At 42.8% G+C, this 15,810-nt stretch carries 12 protein-coding genes; 3 read left to right on the top strand and 9 right to left on the bottom strand.

Annotated elements, in window-relative coordinates:
* Positions 1–3: 3 nt before the first annotated feature.
* Genes HNR41_RS03200 through allC form a run of 7 tightly spaced genes read right to left on the bottom strand, consistent with a single transcriptional unit; the run spans position 4 to position 7,984 of the window.
* Entirely contained in the window at positions 4–768 is a 765-nt protein-coding gene (locus HNR41_RS03200) for an oxamate carbamoyltransferase subunit AllH family protein (RefSeq protein ID WP_184281681.1), read from the bottom strand.
* Positions 769–2,034: a YlbE family protein gene (locus HNR41_RS03195; RefSeq protein WP_184281679.1), complete on the bottom strand. Its 1,266-nt coding sequence runs from the start codon at positions 2,032–2,034 to the stop codon at positions 769–771. It lies immediately after the preceding gene.
* Positions 2,034–3,785, bottom strand: a complete 1,752-nt coding sequence (fdrA, locus tag HNR41_RS03190; protein ID WP_184282847.1) for an acyl-CoA synthetase FdrA — start codon at positions 3,783–3,785, stop codon at positions 2,034–2,036. Before fdrA ends, HNR41_RS03195 begins: the two co-directional genes overlap by 1 nt.
* Positions 3,786–3,804: 19 nt before the next feature.
* Positions 3,805–4,854 carry an ureidoglycolate dehydrogenase gene (allD, locus tag HNR41_RS03185; RefSeq protein ID WP_184281677.1) on the bottom strand — a complete coding sequence of 350 codons (1,050 nt, stop codon included), beginning with the start codon at positions 4,852–4,854 and terminating at the stop codon, positions 3,805–3,807.
* Between the two features lie 17 nt (positions 4,855–4,871).
* Positions 4,872–5,900, bottom strand: a complete 1,029-nt coding sequence (gene allD, locus HNR41_RS03180; protein WP_184281675.1) for an ureidoglycolate dehydrogenase — start codon at positions 5,898–5,900, stop codon at positions 4,872–4,874.
* A gap of 24 nt (positions 5,901–5,924) precedes the next feature.
* Positions 5,925–6,716: a (S)-ureidoglycine aminohydrolase gene (gene allE / locus HNR41_RS03175; RefSeq protein ID WP_184281673.1), complete on the bottom strand. Its 792-nt coding sequence runs from the start codon at positions 6,714–6,716 to the stop codon at positions 5,925–5,927.
* Between the two features lie 44 nt (positions 6,717–6,760).
* Positions 6,761–7,984, bottom strand: coding sequence for an allantoate deiminase (allC, locus tag HNR41_RS03170; protein WP_184281671.1), 1,224 nt, complete (start codon positions 7,982–7,984; stop codon positions 6,761–6,763).
* A 172-nt stretch (positions 7,985–8,156) separates the two neighbouring features.
* On the opposite strand from allC, the gene HNR41_RS03165 reads away from it, so the two are divergent.
* Positions 8,157–8,990, top strand: coding sequence for an alpha/beta hydrolase (locus HNR41_RS03165; RefSeq protein WP_184281669.1), 834 nt, complete (start codon positions 8,157–8,159; stop codon positions 8,988–8,990).
* 331 nt (positions 8,991–9,321) lie between these two features.
* Here HNR41_RS03165 and allB read toward each other — a convergent pair whose 3' ends face one another.
* Entirely contained in the window at positions 9,322–10,689 is a 1,368-nt protein-coding gene (gene allB, locus HNR41_RS03160; RefSeq protein ID WP_184281667.1) for an allantoinase AllB, read from the bottom strand.
* Positions 10,690–10,922: 233 nt separating this feature from the next.
* On the opposite strand from allB, the gene HNR41_RS03155 reads away from it, so the two are divergent.
* Together HNR41_RS03155 and HNR41_RS03150 are read left to right on the top strand one after the other, a co-directional pair.
* Positions 10,923–12,533: a PucR family transcriptional regulator gene (locus HNR41_RS03155; protein ID WP_184281665.1), complete on the top strand. Its 1,611-nt coding sequence runs from the start codon at positions 10,923–10,925 to the stop codon at positions 12,531–12,533.
* A gap of 112 nt (positions 12,534–12,645) precedes the next feature.
* Positions 12,646–13,902, top strand: a complete 1,257-nt coding sequence (locus tag HNR41_RS03150) for an MFS transporter (RefSeq protein WP_184281663.1) — start codon at positions 12,646–12,648, stop codon at positions 13,900–13,902.
* 199 nt (positions 13,903–14,101) lie between these two features.
* Here the strand turns inward: HNR41_RS03150 and HNR41_RS03145 are convergent, their stop codons facing one another.
* Positions 14,102–15,700 (bottom strand): SLC13 family permease, encoded by a 1,599-nt coding sequence (locus HNR41_RS03145; protein WP_376698665.1) that lies wholly within the window; start codon positions 15,698–15,700, stop codon positions 14,102–14,104.
* Positions 15,701–15,810: the final 110 nt, after the last annotated feature.

The following is a 15,810-nucleotide window of genomic DNA, read 5'->3' as shown; positions in this document are numbered from 1 at the left end:
GTTTCATCTCCTATTTAATGTCATATAAATACCGTACAGTGTATCCCTGCCTGAGCTTGAACCCAGTTCAAGCAGCGCATCCACGGTTTCTTTACCCGGTGAGTCACCGATATCCGTAATACGTCTTGAAAAGATACCTTCCAGTGCCAGTTTTATAAAGTTCTCACTGACGATGGTCGTCACACTTTCACGTATATACAGAGACAGCTGCTCCAGGTGCTTATCCGCGATAAAAGGCGCAAGACGGTCGATATACAATATACCTGTAATGATATCGTCGCCCGAAGGTGTCAGCCCCTGCCCCCTGCCGACTAAATAACCGAGTGGAAATTCAGCATCGGGATCGCTGAGGTCCGCAATAATACGGTTCAGTTTTTCTCCGCTGAAATCACTATTATTATAATCGCAAAAATCATAGCCGCTGACAACACTTTTTATTGCTTCGGTGTTATTTTTATTTACTTTACTGTATAAATAAACTTCTGAATTCCTGTTTGACAGCATAAAATCATTATGATTAACAGCTGATGCATCAGTCTTCAATACGTCTCCGACCTGCAGTGATTCTTTTATATAGTGCATTGTATATTTATTGATTGTAATACCGAACGGAAAATAGCCGTTCTTATCAGTGCCGATAAAAATCAAATCGTTTTTATCGTTAACAATATTAAATCCATTGTTGAAAATACTGTGCACACGCATTGCTTTATTTGTTTTTAACAAGGAAAGTGCGATCTCACCGACCGCACTTGACTCATATATCATTTATGCTTCAAAACCAAGTTTTGCAGCATAAGCTGTAATTGCTTTTTCGAAACATTCGATTGGCGGGTTAACTGTACCTGCACCAATCTGACCGAAGCCTGCAACTTTGTGTGCAATACCTGTATTAATTACAGGCAGAATTCCTGATTCAACAACTTTACGTGCATCGATTCCTGTTGGTGCACCTTTGAAGTCCCATGTCGGGATAATGAAGTTAGGGTTTTCCTGTTCTGTAATTTCAGCCATGTTGTTGCTTGTTTCAAGTGCATCGTTGAAGCCGCCTGAACCGACGAAGCGTGTAACAGCCGGTGCAGCGATCATCGCCATACCGCCGACTCCGATAGTTTCAGTAATTGCAGAGTCACCGATATCCGTGTTTGCATCATCTGCAGAGTATCCTGTGAAGTACAGACCCTGAGGTGTGTTTACCGGAGCTGTGAACCACTCGTCACCCATACCGGCGATACGGATACCGAAGTTTTCACCGTTACGGCACATTGCAGTAACGATTGTTCCGTGTTCGATTGTACGTGCAGCATCAGTCATTGCTTTAGCTGTTGCCATTGCAACGTTTAAGAAGAACTGATCAGTGTCTGCAAGGAACTGCATAACTTCCTGACGATCTTTAAGAGATACATCTTCAAGGCTTGTAATTGCCGGAGCAACTTCCTTAAGGAATGCTAATGATGCAGCAATGTTTCTTTGGTGGAATTCGTCACCCATAGCGATTGCTTTTGCAACAAGAACGTTAACGTTTAAACCTTCGTCCATAGTTTTAAGTGCTTTGGATAATACAGGACCAAGTACATCTTTCATCCAGTGAAGACGTGTAAGAACCTGTTCGTTGTAAGAACCGAAACGGAGAACCGCACCGATACCTTCGTTCAGCGTACAATACGCTTCGTTACCGTGCTCTTTGTTAACTACGACAACAAGCGGCATGTTCATTGAAGTGATACCGCCCATTGGTCCTACTGCGTTAACGTGGTGACAAGGAATGAATGTGATTTTACCGTTTTCCAGTAATTCACGTGCACCCTGCTCGTCTTTGGCCCATCCTTCGAAAAGAATAGCACCGACACATGAACCCTGCATAGGGTCTGTCATGTTTTCATACTTAATCGGAGGACCGGCATGTAATAATACATGCTCAGTCAGTTCTGGAATTACTGTGTGTGCAGGTACAACATCTGTTAAGAAAGGTGCTGAACCGATCATTTTTTGTACGACTGCTTTGTTTGCTTCATCTATAGTTTGGTAAGCCATTATACATTCTCTCCTTCGTAATTGTTTAAGAATTGAAGTACTTTCATAAGCTTCTCATCGCCGCCTGCCACCGGACGCCAGTTGAATTGTACAACTTCTGCTCCGCTGTTTTCGACTGCTTCTGTAAAGCTCTTAAGACCGATGTTAATTACGCTCGGGTTGTTTGAAATCAGGCTCATCATCTTGTCATCTACTGACAGGTCTTCAGTGCCTTTATCGAATGATTTCACTGATGTTTCAGGCTGAACGACTTTGCTGCCGATTAATTCGATAGCTGTACGTACCATTTGATCGTTAGTGTCACAAATTACCGCACCTGCATCTTTTAGAATCTGACGCTGTTTGTCATATCCCTGCGCATCTTTATCAGTACCGACTACAGTTGCAAGAACGACTAATGAACGTTCTTCAGAAGCTGCTTTGTCAGTAATACGTTTGATTGTCGGAGCAAGTTCAGAAGCCATATCCGCATGCGAGCCGTAGCCGATAACGTTATCGAGCATAATGACTGCAGTATCCTCACTGTCAGCTGATGTTTCCAGTTTTTCGATACGTTTTTCAGGGTCAATCATCGGGTGAGGCTTACCTTGAGTGTACATGTCATCTCCTAGGTCGATGATTTCATGTGAAGCTGATTTATAAGTGAACGCATCATCTTCAACTTCTTCTTCGTCAGTAGAGTGCTTAATCAGCATTGCTGCTTCACTTGCAAGCGTACCGCCTGAGTAGTAGCCTTTGATTCCTTTTTGGTTCTCTGTGAAGTCTGCTTTAATGTCTTTAAGTGTTGACGGTGTGAAGTTAACCTCTTCACCGTTTGATAGCTGTACTGAAGCTACTGCAGTTTCTTCAAGAGTATAAGCGTGATAAATTTCTTCTTCCTGATACTCAGGTTTGTTACCTAAGAACAGAGCAACAACCGGTTTGTCGATGCTGCGGAGAAGATTCTCAACTTTTTCCTGTACTTCTTTAGCCGGCGGCTTGGAAAGAACAGTGATAACTTTTACTTTTGGATCCTGGTTAAGTGCTTTAATACTGTCAAGCATAGTTACAGCGCCGACTTCTGTTGATAAGTCGCGACCGCCGGTACCGATAGCGTTTGTAACACCTTTGCCGAGACGGTCGATAATTGTAGTCACTTCCTGGATACCTGTACCAGATGCACCGACAACACCGATGTCGCCTTGTGCAACAGTGTTTGTGAATGCTAACGGCACGCTGTGGATAATACCTGTACCACAGTCAGGACCCATTACTAATAGTCCTTTTTCGTGTGCAAGTTCTTTCAGACGAACTTCGTCTTCTTTAGGAACGTTGTCACTGAACATGAATACGTGAAGACCGTTGTGTAAAGCATTTTCAGCTTCCATAGCAGCGTACGTACCTGGAATTGAGATCATTGCAAGGTTTGGGTTGTTTGCTAATTCAAGCGCACGTTTCCAGTTGTGAGCTTCACTGCTTTTAGCAGATTCGTCAGAACCGCCTCCGCCTGCAAGTTCAGTGTCAACTGCTTCGTTTACTTCATCAACTTTTGATTCGTCGTCAGTGTCTACAACGATAACGATATCGTTCGCACTTGCAGTTTCAAGTTCAGGTGTACCAAGTCCTGCACCTTTAAAAATATCTTTGTTCGCAGGAGTACCCATCATTACTGAAGCTTTGTTAACGCCGTCCATAGCACTTAACTTCTGGCTTAAAAGCATTAAAACGATGGAATCCTGATACGTGTTTTCTTTAATAATTGTATATAACATCATGTACCTCCATTAATATTTATTCTGCAAATCTATTTTTGCCGTGGTAGCGATCAAAGTGAATATCGTCACTCACGAGGTAATCATAAATTTCATCGACAATTTCGATGCCGTCTTCGTCATACTTCTCCGCACGCATTCTGCCGCGTTCTCCCGGATAGTTGACTTCTGTAAATCCTGGTGCCGGTGTCTGCTCTTTCAGTTCATCCAGCATTGTTGAGAGTTGTTTTTTGAACGCTCCAAGATCTGTAAAGTGTGCCGGATTAATAACGATATGAAGCTGGCCGAGCTGTCTGCCTTCAGATAAATCCTTGTACATACTTGAAACGTGAACACCGTGCGGCAGGCCTAACAGACTGCCCGACAGTATATCCACTATCATCATTAAGCCGTAGCCTTTCGGTCCTGCAACAGGAACGAGCGCGTGAACGTCCCTCGAGTTTGTCGTCGGTTCACCCTTGTCGTTCACTGCCCATGTGTCGGGAATATCATTGCCTTTTGAACGCGCATCGAGCACTTTGCCCCATGCCTGTACAGTCGTAGCCATATCAAAAGTAATAATACGCTCGTCATTTGTCGGTGCACTGAATGCAATCGGGTTAGTACCAAAGTACGGATCAGTTCCGCCGAACGGTACGACCATCGGATCGGACTGGCAGACGGAAATTGCCACCATATCCTGCTCAGCTGCCTGTTCAACGAAGTAGCCGAGTGCGCCCGAATGTGAAATATTCGTCATGCCGACAACTGCCACACCGTTTCCGCGCGCGATTTCAATCGCTTTGTCCATGCCCTGTTTGGCAACCTGATGACCGGGACCGTTGTCCCCGTCTAAAATTGCTGTCGAAGGTCCGGTTTTTTCAAACTTATATTCCGGATTATTCGTAATGCCGCCTTTTGCAATACGCTCTGCGTAATACTCAACGCGCACTGCACCGTGGGAATGAATACCGCGGTGGTCAGCAAACGTCAGTACGTCACTGATGTCTGCCGCCGCATCTTCCTGCAGTCCTGCTTTTTGAAGTTTATCTTTCATTAAGTTGAATAATTCTTCTTTTGATACCCGCATTTACAAAACCTCACCTTTTAGTATGGTGTATCAGACTTTAAATACTCCATGATATCTTCCGGAATCGGAATGCCCGACTCTTCGTATGCTGCTTTTTGAGCTTCCATCAATTCACCCGGGTAGTATACCTGGTCGAATCCTGTTGCCGGTTTATTTGCGTGAAGTTCATCAACCATCGTATCCATTTTCTCTTCCATTGCTTCTCTTGTGCTGAAGAAATCAGGATTAATTACGAGGTGGAACTGTCCTAAACGTCGGTATTCGCTTAAGTCTTTGTACATGCTTGATACGTGCTTGCCGTGCGGAAGTCCGAGCAGGCTGCCCGACAGAATATCAACCATCATCATTAAGCCGTATCCTTTAGGTCCCGCTACCGGAAGCAGTGCGTTTACTGCGTATGGATCAGTTGTCGGGTTACCGTCTTTATCAACTGCCCATGTTGCCGGAATATCTTTGTTCTTGGAACGTGCATCGAGGATTTTACCCCATGCCTGTACTGTTGTAGCCATATCGAAAACGATTGGTGTATCGTTTTTACGCGGTGCTGCAAAAGCGATTGGGTTCGTACCGAAATACGGTTCAGAACCGCCGAAAGGTACGACCATCGGGTCTGACTGACAGACTGATAAAGCAACCATGCCCTGTTCAGCTGCCTTCTGTACGAAGTAGCCGATAGCGCCCGAGTGACTCATTTCTCTTACTCCGACTGCACCGATTCCCGATTCCTTGGCAAGTTTAATTGCTTCTTCCATTGCTTCGTATGCAACATAATGTCCAACTGCGTTATCGCCGTGGTAAACACCTGTTGACGGTCCTGTCTTTTCAAACTTAAGTTCAGGATCGTTATTGAAGCCGCCTTTTGCACAGCGTTCAGAGTAATACTGCATACGCACTGAACCGTGTGAGTGAATACCGCGTTCGTCCGCCCAGATAAGAACGTCTGCTGCACGGTCCGCGAAAGTTTCAGGCATACCATTCAGCATCAGTTTCTCTTTAAATAAACCGCGGAGTTCCTGCGAATTGGAAATTACCAGATTTTCTGACATATCTTTTCCTCCTGAAAAGTTTAATTAAATTTCAATGTCTCTGTTAGCATCTTTAGAGTAAATATAAGAGAATGACTCATCCAGACCTACTGCATAAGTTGCCTGCAGTGCGTAAGCACCCATAAAGATATAATCTCCTTTATCAACCGGCATCCAGTTGTTATCAAGGTTGTACATTCCGCGGCCGCTTAATACGTAAGCACCGTGTTCCTGAACGTGTGTTTCGATATAACCGTGTGAAGCGCCCGGTTTGAATGAAAGTATGTGGAAGTTCATGTCGTAAGCGATATCCGCCGGAAGCAGATCCTGTACAAGTACTTCGTCCATTCCTTCGTAAGCTTTAGCCTGAATGTCGTTTACGTTGCCTGTAACGATTTCCGGTTTACCTACGCCTGTTGCTTCCTGATAGCGTTTCTTGTAAAGGAATAAGCGGCTGTCTTCACCGTTGTTGTTGTTAACGAAAGTCAGTTCAAGGTGTGGTGGAACGTAAACGTATCCGCCTTCTGATAATTCATAAGACTGACCGTCAACTGTTGCAGTAACGTTTCCGTATACTACATACATGAAAGTCTGAACACCGTTTCCGCCGAACCCCTGAGTGTTGCCGCCCTGGTTTTTAACTGTTACCAGGTAATCTACAAAACGTGCACCCATACGCGGTGAGCCGAGGATTGACATGTCGCAGTCGTCAAATCCCGGTACTACGTTGTTTACAAGACCATCCGGAGTAAGTACTGCGTATGCATCTTTTTTAACGATTGAACGTGTTTCCAATAATCCTTCTCTGTAACCTTGCTGGTGATTTAAGTAACCCATTATTAAAATCTCCCTTTCTTAATATCCGTATAATTATAATTTTTTTAGTATGCTAATTTGTAAAGTGTTTCTGCCAGTACTTCAATACCTTTGACCAGATCTTCAATATTTGTTTCTTCCTCGACGTTGTGCGAGATTCCGCCGATTGACGGCACAAAAATCATACCTGTCGGCATGTAGCCTGCGAAAATCTGCGAGTCATGTCCCGCACCTGAAGGCATTACTTTGTATGAACCGCCCGCAACTTTTTCTGCAGATTTTTCAATCATTTTAACGATTGACTCGTCCATTAATGCCGGTGACTGTTCCATCCATAAGTTAATGTCTGCTGTAATACCGTATTTGTCAGCAACTTCTTTAATCGTCGCTTCCACTGTTTCAGCGAATGAATTCAGCTCCGCTTCGTCGATATGACGTGTATCAACGGAGAACTCAACTTCGCCCGGCACTACGTTTACAACACCCGGAACCGGTTTAACACTTCCGAAAGTTACTACCAGCGGATCGCCGATTTCCCGTGCTTTTTGAACCAGTGTCTGTGCAATTTCAGTAAATGCAACAACTGCATCTTTACGGTAGCCCATCGGTGTAGTACCGGCGTGGTTCGCTTCACCTTTTAAGTTTATAGTGTAGCGTTTCTGACCAACGATGCCTGTGACAACACCGATTTGTTTTTCTTCTTTTTCTAAAATCTGGCCCTGTTCGATATGAACTTCAACGAACGCTTTAATATCATCGCGGACTTTATTGTCTGTTTTGAAATCAAAGCCCGACTCTCTCATTGCATCGACGAATTTAATACCTTCGCCGTCTGTAATGTCTTTTACGTCGTCGTTATTCTGCAGGTTAAAGAAGTTTTTAACGCCCCAGAATGTGTAAGGGAAACGTGAACCTTCCTCTTCGGCAATCGACAGTACTTCGATAGTACGTTTCGGCTGACCGTATTTTTCTTTCAGATAAAGTGTTGCAATTAATGCAGCTAAGATTCCGAACTGCCCGTCAAGGTGTCCGCCTTCTGCTACAGTATCGATGTGAGACCCGCTCATGATTGTTTCATCAGGCAGCTCGCTTCCGATTAAACGTCCTGAAACGTTGCCGACTGCGTCGCTCGAAACTTCAAGGCCGTTCTCTTTAAAGATGTCCTGCAGTGCACTCACTGCCTGGCGCCATTCTTCAGAATACAGTAATCGTGTAATACCGCGCGGTTCAAGACCGCCATAACCTGTAAACTGTTTATCCAGTTCTAGAAAGGTTTCACGAATATCCATTATTTTATCCACTCCACTCATCTTATTTCACTTTTAATTATAGATTTTATATGATGTGATGACATTGACAGTTCTAACAATCATCATTTTTCAAATTATTCACTTTAGACAAATACACAAAAATTCATTACTCTGTATAATAGTACAAGTAAATAAAGGAGGTTTAACACCTGTGGCAACAGTAACGATAAAAGAAACAGACGCTTATACGCTCTACGGTGATTTGTATGAAAGCACCGCACAGAATAAATCGGATGTGCTCGGTACATTAATATATTTACATGGCGGCGGTCTTGTATTTGGAGAAAGAACAGACCTCCCTTCAGAATATATAGAAGTACTCAGACGTAAATTTAACGTATTGGCTGCAGATTACAGATTAGCGCCGGAATCTAATATCGATGATATTTTTACCGACATACATCACATATATCACTTCGCGGCCTCTTTGAAACACGAAGCTGTTTATATAATGGGACGATCAGCCGGCGGATACTTGAGTTTAATTGCAGCACGCGACTTCGATATCGCCGGTGTGATTGACTTTTACGGCTATTTCAACTTTACACACAGCGACTTTAATTATCTTCCGCACGACCAGAAACATTTATCAAATATGCTGACAGAAGAGTTAGCCGCGGCGAATATTCGTGACTATGTGACTGTCAGTGAATCGCCAGATCCGAGATATCTGCTGTATTTATACTATCGGAATGCAGGCAACTGGCTGGAAATGATCGGCATTGACCGTGAATCTGCTGATGCCGGTAAATACCGCCTGACAAATAACGACCTGGCCGCTTTACCGCCTGTGTTCGCCGTTCACGCAAAAGGCGATCCGGACGTTCCTGTATTCTTCAGCCGCAAACTTGCGAAGACAGCACCCGCTGCTGATTTTGTTGAAGTCGACACGGTGATACACAACTTCGACCAGGAAGTCAGTGACGAGAATATCGCACTGTATGAACGTGCAGTTAAGTTTATGAGTGAGCACGCTGAAAATTAGCTTTTGTTAGAGCACCGGTCCGGTAATGGGCTGGTGCTTTTGTATTATTCGGGGTTTTGATGGTTCGGTGGACTTTGTTGAGCTCACATTGTCCTTCCAGCTCCCCCGGTGGACTTTGTTGAGTTCACATTGTCCTTCCAGCTCTTCCGATGGACTTTGTCATTTCAACATTGTCCTTCCAACTCTTCCGGTGGACTCTGTTGAGTTCACATTGTCCTCCCAGCTCCCCCGGCGGACTCTGTCAATTCAACATTGTCCTCCCAGCACAAAACACACCGCCCCGTCCCGCAAAAAACACCGCGCAATCAAAAATTGCGCGGTGCTCCTCTGATTATTTATAAAATTTACCGATTTTAACGTCACTTACACCCTGCTCAAGTGAGTAGATTTCTTCACCGCGTAAAATTGTACCGGCAACCTGTGCGCCGATTTCACGTCCGATATACGGACTGATTTTATTGCGGTATTCCAGTTCTTCTTTTTCAACTGTGTAAGGTGAATCGCCTTTTATCAGCACAAAGTCAGCATCGTATCCAACTTCGATGCGTCCTTTTCCTTCAAGGTCAAAGCGTGCTGCAACGTTTGTTGCAATAATGTCAGAGAATTGTACAAGTGACATGCCGCGTTTTTGAACTGCTTCATCAAACAGCATATCTACGTTGTTCTGGATTCCTGAGATTCCGCCCCATGCTTCAAATGCGTTGTCCGTATCTTTAAGATCTGGAGTACATGGCGAGTGGTCACTTGTAACGAACATCACTTTGCCGTCAAATACGCGTTCCCACATTCCTTCAAGGCGTGATTTTTCACGGATTGGCGGTGAACATTTCACTACCGGTCCGATATCATCAAGTTCTTCTTTATAGAAGTATAAATAGTGAGTACATGTTTCGCATGTAATATCCACACCGTCATTTGCCGCTTCATTGATTAAATCAATACCTTCAGCACATGCTACGTGGACGATATGCACACGGCATCCTGTTTCGCGTGCGAATAAAATAATTTTCTGAATCGGTTCGATTTCAGTAAATACCGGACGTGAGTCAACATAGTCTGCAAGTGATGTTTCACCGCGTTCCTGTGCAAGCTGTCCGAGTTTATCTGTAATCGGACCGTTCTCAGCGTGGATTGATAAAAGTTTGCCTGTCTTAGCAATTTGACGCATTCCTTCATATAAAGAATAATCGTCAACGTTCATAAAGTCGCCTTCGATTGAACGGTCGCCTGCTGTAGCTACAAATGCTTTATAGGCAACAACACCGTTATCGTCCAGTTCCTGAATTCCGCCGTTAAGGTTAAATGGCACGAGCCCGCCGTAGCTGTAAACATCTACTGACAGTTTGTCTTCACCAGCGTCGAATTTGGTCTTAATTGACTCAGCATCAACTGTTGCCGGAATTTGATTTAAAGGCATTTCGATAAATGAAGTGACGCCGCCTTTTGCTGAAGCGCGTGTACCTGTATCGTATCCTTCCCAGTGATCGCGAATGCTGCCGCCCGGTTCACTGATGTGTACGTGAGCATCAATCATACCTGGTGATACGATTAAACCTTGTGCATCTACAACGCGTGCATCTCCTGCATCAATATCTGTACCAATCGCTGCGATTTTACCGTCAGTCACACCGATATCAACATTTTTTTCTCCACCCGGTAAAATTACCAGGCCATTTTTTACAACTAAATCAAAAGCCATTTATAATTCCTCCTGACCATTTCTGTAAAACGCAAATTCATCAATCAGCTATCTGTATACTTTACCCCTAACTTAAGGTCCAAAACGCATAGCCGGTGTATTATATTTACGTTTTAATTATTATTAGTGTACTATTATATGAAGAAATAAATATAGTTAAAATATTATGTCTGATTATTAAATTTGTGCATTTTGTACAAATTTTTATAGATAGGATTTTAGGTGATGAATAATTGGTATCTATTAGAGAAATTTTATCATTGGAACGCTTCAGTAATTTTAAACTGATTAATAAAAAAGCCGACCTGTCACGTGAAGTGACAAGTGTCGATATTACAGAAACACCCGATGTAAAGGACTACACTTCTCAGCACACTCTTCTGCTGACAACAGCGATGAATTTTAAAGACGATCAGCAGTCGCTGATTAATTTTATCAGCGAACTCGACAGCGTCCCTGTTGCTGCACTTGGTATAAAGCTGTCCCGTTTTATCCATGAAATCGATCAGGAAGTGATTGACCATGCCGATAAACTCGGTTTCCCGCTTATAGAAATTCCGGAAAACTGGAAGCTCGGCCAGGCGACTCACAGCATTTCAACCTATATTTCTAAAGATGAAACAGAAAAATTGTACTATGCGCTGGAAGTGCAGCAGCGTATGAACTCCATGCTGATTAAAGAATTCAGTGTCGAGCGCATGCTGAATCAGCTGAGCCAGTTTCTACGCCTGCCGCTTGTACTGATTAATCCGTTTTACAAAGTGGAAGTCACGAGTAACGATTTTAATAATAATCAGAAACTGCTGAAAGAGAACCTGAGATATTTCAACGATGTTTATCTGCCGGATAAAGACAGCGTTAACGTCGATTTCAACAGTAAAATTGCAGTATTTGAAGTACCTGCGTTCAGCTACTTCCCCTTCTATTTAATCGTGTCGAATCTTGAAACAATCAGTTACCCGTTCAGCCATCTGGCGATTGAACAGGCAATTAACTCTCTGTCTTTCGCAATATATAAAGATTCGAGAATCCGCGCAACGGAACAGGAAGATGTTAACCTGCTGTTCAGTTCGCTGATTAACACAAACGAAGGTTCACCGATCAGTTTTGAGAGCAATCCTGAGTTCTTTGAACGATATCATTTGAAAGAGTCCACTTATTATAAGGTAATTATATGCGGTATCGATGCAGGCAGCGATATTGAAAACTCCGAGTATGTAAATGAACGTTATCAGCTGACATTTGAATGGCTGAAGAGCGTGCTTGTTACACTGGATCCGAACATCAGTATTTTCGGATTTGGAGACTCCAATAAGTTCGCAATACTGCTGCAGGACAAGCATGAATATTATCAAGCATACTGCCGCCACCTGCAGCAGGAGTATAAGAAATTCTTTAAAGAGTCATTATCTTTCGGTATCGGCAACGAAGTTTCAGACTTCATACAAATCCACTCTTCTTTCGTTGAAGCACTTGAAACATTTGAGCTTTCCCAGGACGAAGGACAGCGTGAGTTTCTTGAAGTTTACCGTCCGCGCAACTTTGAAGAATTGCTGCAGCTTCTTCCTCCGGATAAAGTTCGCCCGTTCGTGCTCAGCACACTTGGCGAGCTTGCTTTTCCAACGAATACTAAGGATAAAGAGCTGAAAAAAACACTTCAGATTTATATGGATAATCAGTGCGATATTACAAAAACATCAAATGAAATTTTCGTTCACAGAAACACTGTAAAGTACCGGATTAACAAATGCGAGGAGCTCCTCAGAGTTAATGTAATGGACCCGGTACACTCGCTTAATATTCGTCTGGCTTTATTTATTTCACAGCACATTCAAAATAATTAGTTGTGAACTGTCGATAATTATTAAAACACTCATTGTTCACATTGTACAATGAGTGTTTCCCTTTTACCCTTTATAATAGAGATGGTTATAAATTAATAGGAGGCGTACTTTAATGAGTCAATTAGAGCAAAATGGTTCACAGTACTATAAGAAGATAATTGTTGCTTTAGTACTTGGTTGGGTTGCAATTTGGATTTACAGAACGATTCTCACGCCGATCTATCCTCAAATACAGAGCTCACTCGGCGATGTATCAAACGCAGAAATCGGTTTAATCGCTTCTGTATATTTCTTTGCTTATACGGGAATGCAGATTCCTGCCGGTATATTAGTAGATAAGTTCGGACAGAAAACAGTCTTAATTCCGGCATTTATCGGATTCGCTATAGGTGCTGTTGTACTTGGTACAGCAGGCTCACTTCCGCAGGTTTACCTCGGGTCGCTAATCTCAGGTATTGCGACAGGTAGTTACTACGGTTCTGCATACAGCTTATCAGCGAAACACGTTCCAAAAGACAAGAAAACTTTCGCCAATGCGATTATTAACAGCGGTTCGGCAGTCGGTATGATTATCGGTCTTGTCGGTTCATCAGTGCTTGTCGGCGGATTGAACATTGAATGGAACTGGATGCTTTACGGTACAGCACTTATCATTTTAGGTGTAACATTCGTATTCTATATCAACATTAAAAGTGATAAAAAATCAGTTAAAGTTGAAAATCCGGAAAATACCGGTGCAACTTCAGCAGATATAGTGACAGATCCACGGGATGACGTTTCACTGTTCTCACCAAAACATATTACAGTTTACTTCACTTATTTCGCAGTATGTTACGGTTACTATATGATTGTTACATGGTTACCATCATTCTTAGTTGCAGAAAAAGGGTTCGCACAATCTGATGTCGGTTACGTTTCAGCACTAGTTGCTGTTGCAGGTATTCCAGGTGCATTGATTTTCGCACGTTTGATCGACAGAAGACAGCAGGACCGTTTGAAATATATTCTTATGCTTCTTCTCGTTGCAGCAGTTATGATCGGACTTACAGTTTACTCACCTTCACCATGGATTCTTTACATCGCACTTATCCTTTACGGACTGATGGGTAAACTTGCAATCGACCCGGTATTAATTACGTACGTCTCAGATTCAGTACCTGAACAGAAAACAGCTAAAGCACTTGGCTTGTTTAACTTCTTCGGTATGGCATCATCAGTTGTTGCACCTTGGTTAACAGGGTACATCGGTGACGTTACAGGATCACAGGTTCTTGCATTCTATATCGGTTCAGTACTGTTACTGGCAGCTGCAGTATTCTTCTTCTTTGTTATTTATTTGAGAAGCGGAAAAGAAACTCCGGCACAGTAATTATAAATTCAGCAGCGAAAGACTCTGTTACGGCAGATGACTTCGCTGCTTTTTTAATTGATAAAATTCGCGAGTCTGAGTCATGAGCATTTCTCATGTGTACACAACCAGCCTTGCACAGGCATGAGCATCATCTATATATTTGGAGAACAAAAAACAGCCTTCTGAAAAATTTCAGAAGGCTGTTTCGTTCTTTACTTTAGAATGGGAATGTAAGCAGGTCGATACCGAATACAACCGGAACCCAGAAATAGACGACTAAAATAATAATAATCGAAGCTATCACATTTAATCCGAAACCTGTTTTAACCATTTCTCCAATGGAAACTTTGTTTGTTCCAAATACAATTGCATTTGGCGGTGTTCCGACAGGCAGCATGAATGCACAGTTTGCAGCCATCGCAGCCGGAACCATTAATGCCAGAGGATGCACATCAAGTGCCATCGCAAGTCCAGCAAGTACCGGTAAAATCATTGTTGCAGTTGCTGTATTGGAAGTGAATTCCGTCAAGAATAAGATTAAGATTGCAACGATTGCAATCATAAAGATTACAGGCATACCGCCTACTCCTGACAGCATTTCCCCAATCCAAACGTCAACACCTGTTGCAACGATTGAGCCTGCAAGTGCAAGTCCTCCACCAAATAACAGAAGTACGCCCCATGGCAGATCTCTTGCAACTGACCAGTCCAGTACTCGGCCATTCTGTTTCTTAGATGGAATAATGAACAGAAGAACTGCTGCGAACATTGCAATCGAACCGTCACCCAGCATTTCTGTAAATGCAAACTGATCGAAGAAGAATCCACGCATAATCCATAATGCAGCTGCCAGAATAAATACAGCCAGCACCCATTTTTCTTCTCTTGTCATTCTTCCAAGTTTACCTAATTCATCTGTAATAATTTTACGTCCGCCCGGCAACTCTTTCATACCGTGCTTGAAGCTGAAAAAGTTCATATATGCCCAAGCAATGGCAAGCATTACAATAACAACCGGAATACCAACCAGCATCCATTGTGCAAAGTTAAGTTCAACATCAAAAATCTGTCTCATCTGACCCGCTAATATAATCAGCGGCGGCGTTCCGATTAACGTACCAAGTCCACCGATTGTACCTGCATAACCAATACCTAAAACGAGTGCTTTTTCAAATAGTTTAACATCCCGACTCAGTTCCGGTGTCGATAGTGAATGAGCTTCTTTAATAATTGCAAGCCCGATTGGAATCATAATCATTACCGCTGCCGTATTTGATACGAACATAGATAGTAATGCAGTAGAAATCATAAATCCTAATAGTATTGTAGCGGTCGTCGTCCCGATTGCCTTAATAATAGAAAGTGCAATACGTGTATGTAAGTTCCATTTCTCCATTGCTACTGCAAGTAAAAAACCGCCAAGGAATAAGAATACAATGTCATCTCCGTAAAAACTTGCTGTTTCCTGATTGGACATTACTCCGCCCATCGGGAACAGAATTAAAGGCAGCAGTGATGTTGCTGGAATAGGTATGGCTTCAGTCACCCACCATGTAGCTATCCATAGCGCCGCAGCAACAACAAAAATCCCCGATCTGTCGAGAGAACCTGATTCTAAAAATAACAGAGCCAGTACAAAGAGCAACGGCCCTAAAATTAAACCGACCAGCTGTGCCGGTTTATATGCTTTTCTATGCTCATCGGGCGACGGCGCACCGGATGCTGCATCTCTTAAATCTTTAGAACTGAAAAACTTTAATAATGATTTTGTTCTTTTTGATTCACTCCATAAGTTATCATAACTTTTTTGGACAATCCCTCTATCTTTGGAATCGCTCACAAAAATCCCTCCTTAAAATAAACATGATATGAATTTATCATAAATATTCAGATAAATCTATATAAATTTAATGATTATTCATAAGT

The sequence above is a fragment of the Jeotgalicoccus coquinae genome (genome assembly GCF_014207425.1).
Taxonomy (GTDB): domain Bacteria; phylum Bacillota; class Bacilli; order Staphylococcales; family Salinicoccaceae; genus Jeotgalicoccus; species Jeotgalicoccus coquinae.
This window is presented reverse-complemented; position numbering and strand designations above follow the sequence as displayed.